The 4,832-nt window shown below is 69.7% G+C and carries 5 protein-coding genes; 3 read left to right on the plus strand and 2 right to left on the minus strand.

Going from position 1 to position 4,832, the window contains the following annotated elements; all coding sequences use genetic code 11:
* Together VF697_RS29940 and VF697_RS29945 are read left to right on the plus strand one after the other, a co-directional pair.
* Nucleotides 1-359 (plus strand): metallopeptidase family protein (locus tag VF697_RS29940; RefSeq protein ID WP_331100241.1); only part of this gene is annotated, 359 nt, incomplete at its 5' end.
* A gap of 11 nt (nucleotides 360-370) precedes the next feature.
* Nucleotides 371-1,552: a class I SAM-dependent rRNA methyltransferase gene (locus VF697_RS29945; RefSeq protein ID WP_331100242.1), complete on the plus strand. Its 1,182-nt coding sequence runs from the start codon at nucleotides 371-373 to the stop codon at nucleotides 1,550-1,552.
* 18 nt (nucleotides 1,553-1,570) lie between these two features.
* Here VF697_RS29945 and VF697_RS29950 read toward each other — a convergent pair whose 3' ends face one another.
* Nucleotides 1,571-2,065: a caib/baif family protein gene (locus VF697_RS29950; protein WP_331100243.1), complete on the minus strand. Its 495-nt coding sequence runs from the start codon at nucleotides 2,063-2,065 to the stop codon at nucleotides 1,571-1,573.
* An 11-nt stretch (nucleotides 2,066-2,076) separates the two neighbouring features.
* Nucleotides 2,077-2,673: a hypothetical protein gene (locus tag VF697_RS29955; protein ID WP_331100244.1), complete on the minus strand. Its 597-nt coding sequence runs from the start codon at nucleotides 2,671-2,673 to the stop codon at nucleotides 2,077-2,079.
* A 34-nt stretch (nucleotides 2,674-2,707) separates the two neighbouring features.
* On the opposite strand from VF697_RS29955, the gene VF697_RS29960 reads away from it, so the two are divergent.
* The gene (locus tag VF697_RS29960; protein WP_331100245.1) at nucleotides 2,708-4,828 is read left to right on the plus strand and encodes an ATP-dependent helicase; all 2,121 of its coding nucleotides are present in this window, start codon (nucleotides 2,708-2,710) and stop codon (nucleotides 4,826-4,828) included.
* Nucleotides 4,829-4,832: the final 4 nt, after the last annotated feature.

Genomic DNA, 4,832 nt, shown 5'->3' on the forward strand with positions numbered 1-4,832 from the left:
AGGCCGAGTTCCGCGAGGAGGTGGCCCAGGCGGTGGCGCGGCTCCCCGTGGACATGCGCAAGGACCTCGCCGGGGTGCCGGTGCGCGCCGAGGAGCTGCCCGCGGAGGACGACCTGCTCTCCGGCGAGCCGCCCCTGTCGCCCGCCATCCTCGGCCTCTTCCGGGGCCCGCCGCTGGGCGAGCCGTGTGATGGCTCGGAGACGCCCTGTCGCTCGGTGGCCCTCTACCGCCTCAACCTCGCCCGCGCGGTGCGCTCTCGGGAGGAGCTGCGCGAGCAGATTAAAGTGACGCTGCTCCACGAGGTGGGGCACCTGCGGGGCGAGGACGACCAGGAACTGGCCGCCCGCGGCCTGGAGTGACACAAGAGACCATGGCCCGTACGACCCAGCCCACCGCCCGCGTCACCCTCAAGGGGGCCAAGTCCCTGCGCCGTGGCCACCCCTGGCTGTACCGCACCGAGCTGATGGAGCCCCCCGAGACGGAGGAGCGCGGCGCGGTGGTGGCGGTGGTGGACCCGCAGGGCAACCCCATCGGCCAGGCCTTCTACGCGCAGCGCTCGCCGCTGGCGCTGCGGCTGCTGACGCGCAAGGGCGCCGCCGAGGAGAAGGTGGACGAGGCCTTCCTGCGCCACCGCCTGGAGCTGTCCCTCAAGCGGCGCGCGCCGCTGCGCAAGGACGGCCTGCGCGTGGTGCACGGCGAGGCGGACCTGCTGCCGGGCCTCTTCGTGGACCGCTACGGCGCGGGCCTCTCGCTGCAGACGCTCTCCGAGGGCATGGACGCGCGCAAGGAGTGGGTGGCGCGCACGCTGGCCGAGCTCACCGGTGCCACCCACGTGGTGTGCCGCGATGACGCCTCGGGCCGCGACTTCGAGAGCCTGCCGCGCGAGGTGAAGCTGCTGCACGGCCAGGGCGAGGCCCGCTTCAGCTACCACGAGGGGGAGAACCTCTTCGAGGTGGACCTGCTGGGCGACATGAAGACGGGCGCCTTCCTGGACCAGGTGGACAACCACGTGCGCGCCGGCGAACTGGGCCGGGGCGAGGGGTTGGACCTCTTCAGCTACCACGGGGGCTTCGCGCTGGCGCTCGCGCGCTCGTGCGACTCGGTGCTGGCGGTGGAGCAGGACCCGAAGGCCGCCGAGCGCGCCCGGGCCAATGCCGCGCGCAACGGGCGCACCAACGTCACGGTGGACAACGCCAACGCCTTCGACGTGCTGCGCCGCTTCTCCGAGTCCGGCCGCCGCTTCGACACGGTGGTGTTGGACCCGCCAGGGCTGGCCAAGCGGCGCGAGGGCGTCACCACCGCGCTGCGCGCCTACCACGAGCTGAACCTGCGCGCCCTCAAGTGCCTGCGCCCCGAGGGCCTCTTCATCACCTGCTCGTGCTCCGGCAAGGTGGGGCGCGAGGCCTTCGAGGAGATGGTGCTCTCGGCCGCCGCGGACGCGAAGCGGTCGGTGCAGATCCTGGAGCGCCGGGGCGCGGGGCTGGACCACCCGGTGCTCGGCGGCCTGCTCGAGAGCGAGTACCTCAAGGTGCTCGTCCTCCGCGCCCTGTAGCGCGGAGGGGAGCCGGCGTCAGATGCCCATCTCCTCGCGCAGCCGCTTCACCTGCTTGAAGTACTCGGTGCGGGAGAAGGGGACGTTGAGGATGTGGAAGTCCTTCTTGGAGAGCCCCACGCAGCCGAAGCAGTAGTTGCAGTCGGACAGGTTGCGGCAGAGCACCACGTAGGCGCTGGTGGTGCAGTTCTCGCTCTGCACGCAGTAGGCGCAGTTGTGGCACTGCTTGCAGTCCACGCAGTGCGAGCAGTTGTTGCACAGCTCGCAGCGGGTGCAGTGGGTGCACTGGTAGCAGCTGTCGCAGTCGCGGCAGAACATGCAGTTGGCGCACCGCTCACAGCCCTCGCACGCGTAGGAGCCCGGGTTGCCCGGATCCGCCGAGTAGAGCTTGGCGAGCTTCTGGTACTGCTCGAGGAACTCGCGCTTGCCCATGGAGGTGACCTCCCGGCGCGCCGTCGCCTCCTGCTCGAGCACATCCGGTGCGCTCCCCCGCGACCCTCTTTCCTTCACCACGGATGCTCCTTTCATTGGCGGCCCTCGCCGCCGGAGGCCTGGCTCAGTCGCGCCAGCCCCTCGAGATCGATGCCGCGCGCCACCCGGCGCACCTCCACGGTGCCCGGGAAACCGCGGCTGCTCACCGCCACCACGTAGCGGTTGCCCACCAGCAGGCTGGCCTCGGCCAGCCCGTTCGCCCCGTCGTAGCGCACGAAACCCACCGCATCCTTCCAGAAGATGGGCGCGGTGGGATCATTCTGGGCGCGGTTGCGGCCTTCCTGCGCCGCCGCGCGGATGGCCTGCCCCAGCTTCTTGCCCAGGGTGGTGTCCACGATGCGCACCTTCACCTCCCGGTCCTCACCGTGGGTGAAGCTGCGCTCGGCCTCGCTGACGGACACCTCGCCGTAGCGGCCGGTGGAGCCCCCATCCCGGGTGCGCGAGAGGCCCTCCAGCGTCTCCGGGAGGAAGTGCCTCAAGTCCTCGAAGTGGACGCAGGGAAAGGTCGCCGAGACCTCCTCGGCGGCGGGCGCCGAGACTCCCGGTGTCTTCTTTCCACCATCGGTGCAGGCGCTGCCCGCGACGAGCACGAGGAGAAGCAGCCGCCGAGGAGAAGAATAGTCGCGCACGGGGAGATCAAAGGGTATCCCCGGCCGGCGCGCAATGGACCTCTCGAAGCTCAACCCCCCGCAGCGCGAAGCCGTGCTCACCACGGAGGGCCCCCTCCTGGTGCTGGCCGGTGCCGGCAGCGGGAAGACACGGGTCATCACGAACCGGATCGTCCACCTGCTCGACAAGCGGCCGGGAGGACTGCTGGCTCGCAACATCCTGGCGGTGACGTTCACCAACAAGGCCGCCACGGAGATGAAGGAGCGGCTGGTGCACATGGCCGGGCCCCGGGCCCAGGGGGTGCTGGTGTGCACCTTCCATGCCTTCGGCGCGGAGATGCTCCGCGAGGACATCTACCGGCTGGGCTGGCCCAAGAAGTTCTCCATCGCGGACCAGGGCGATCAGGTGGCCATCATCAAGCGGGCCATGCGGGAGCGGCGCATCGACGACCGCACCTTTGATCCGCGCAAGGTGCTCAACCTCATCTCCAAGGCGAAGAACGCCGGCAAGACGCCCGAGCCGCTGGGGGAGGGGATGGGGGACGACTACGACCTCATCGCCCACATGGTCTACGAGGCCTACCAGCTCGCGCTCAAGGCACAGGGCTCGGTGGACTTCGACGACCTGCTCATCCTCCCGTCGCGGCTGCTGCGCGAGCACGAGGACCTGCGGCACAAGTACACCCAGCGCTTCCGCTACCTGCTGGTGGACGAGTTCCAGGACACCAACCAGGCCCAGCTGAACCTGTTGAAGCTGCTGGCCAGTGGCGAGACGCGCAACGTGTGCGTGGTGGGCGACGACGACCAGTGCATCTACAGCTGGCGCGGCGCCGAGGTGCGCAACATCCTCCGCTTCGACGAGTACTTTCCCGGGGCGAAGGAAGTGCGGCTGGAGCAGAACTACCGCTCCACGCAGGTGGTGCTGGACGCGGCCAACGCCGTCATCGCGAAGAACCCCGAGCGCAAGGCCAAGCAGATGTGGTCGGACCGCAAGGGTGGCCCGCGCATCCAGGTGGTGACGGCCCCCACCGAGGAGGAGGAGGCGCGCTTCGTGGCCCACGAGATCTCCAAGCTCGTGGCCGGCGGCATCCCGGCGGATGACATCGCCATCCTCTACCGCGTCAACGGCCAGGCCCACCCCATCGAGGAGATGCTGCGCGAGAAGGGTCTGCGCTACGAGGTGGTATCGGGCAGCGAGTTCTTCGATCGGCGGGAGGTGAAGGACGTCATCGCGTACTTCAAGCTGATCGCCAACCCGCGGGACGAGACGGCGCTGCTGCGCATCATCAACGTGCCGGCGCGAGGCATCGGCGACGTCACCATGGAGCGGCTGGTGGCGCACGCGCGGCGCGACAGCGTGACGCTCTGGGGCGCCATGGAGCGCGCCGAGCGCTACGAGGACCTGCCCAAGGGCGCCGCCGAGAAGGTGCGGGACTTCCTCCAGCTCGTCGAGCGCTACCGGCAGAGCTACGAGCACGGCAACCTCGCCGGGGTGACGCGCCAGCTGCTGGAGGAGATTGGCTACAAGGACGACGCCAAGTCGCTCACCACCTCGCAGGCCAGCGCGGACCGGAAGCTCAAGTCCATCGACCACGTCATCAACTCGCTCGAGGCCTTCGAGAAGCGCGAGGGCCCCAAGGCCAGCCTCCTCACCTACCTCAACCGGCTCAGCCTCGACACCCGCCAGGAAGAGGAAGAGGTGCCAGGAGGGCAGAAGGCCGTCACCCTGATGACCCTCCATGCCTCCAAGGGCCTGGAGTACCGGGCGGTCTTCTTCATCGGTATGGAAGAGGAACTGATGCCCCACAAGGGCATGCAGGGCGAGGCCCAGAACCTGGAGGAGGAGCGCCGGCTCTGCTACGTGGGCATCACCCGGGCGAAGGAGCTGCTCTACCTCACCCGCGCCGCCATGCGGGTGAAGCGGGGGAAGGAGCTGCCCCGGACCCCCTCGCGCTTCCTGGAGGACATCCCCTCGGAGCTGGTGGAGCTGGTGGACCTCGACGCACCGCGCAAAGGCCCCGAGACGGCCCAGGAGAAGAACTTCTTCGCCAACCTCAAGGAGCGCTTCAAGGCCCAGGGGGCGGGCGGGGGAGCCCCTCCTCGGGTGGGGCCGACCGTGGGAGCGCCAACAGCCGGGGGTCCTCCCCCCACCGGAACGGCGGGCGGGGCACGCTGATCTC

The sequence above is a fragment of the Archangium sp. genome (assembly GCF_036388035.1).
Taxonomy (GTDB): Bacteria; Myxococcota; Myxococcia; order Myxococcales; family Myxococcaceae; genus Archangium.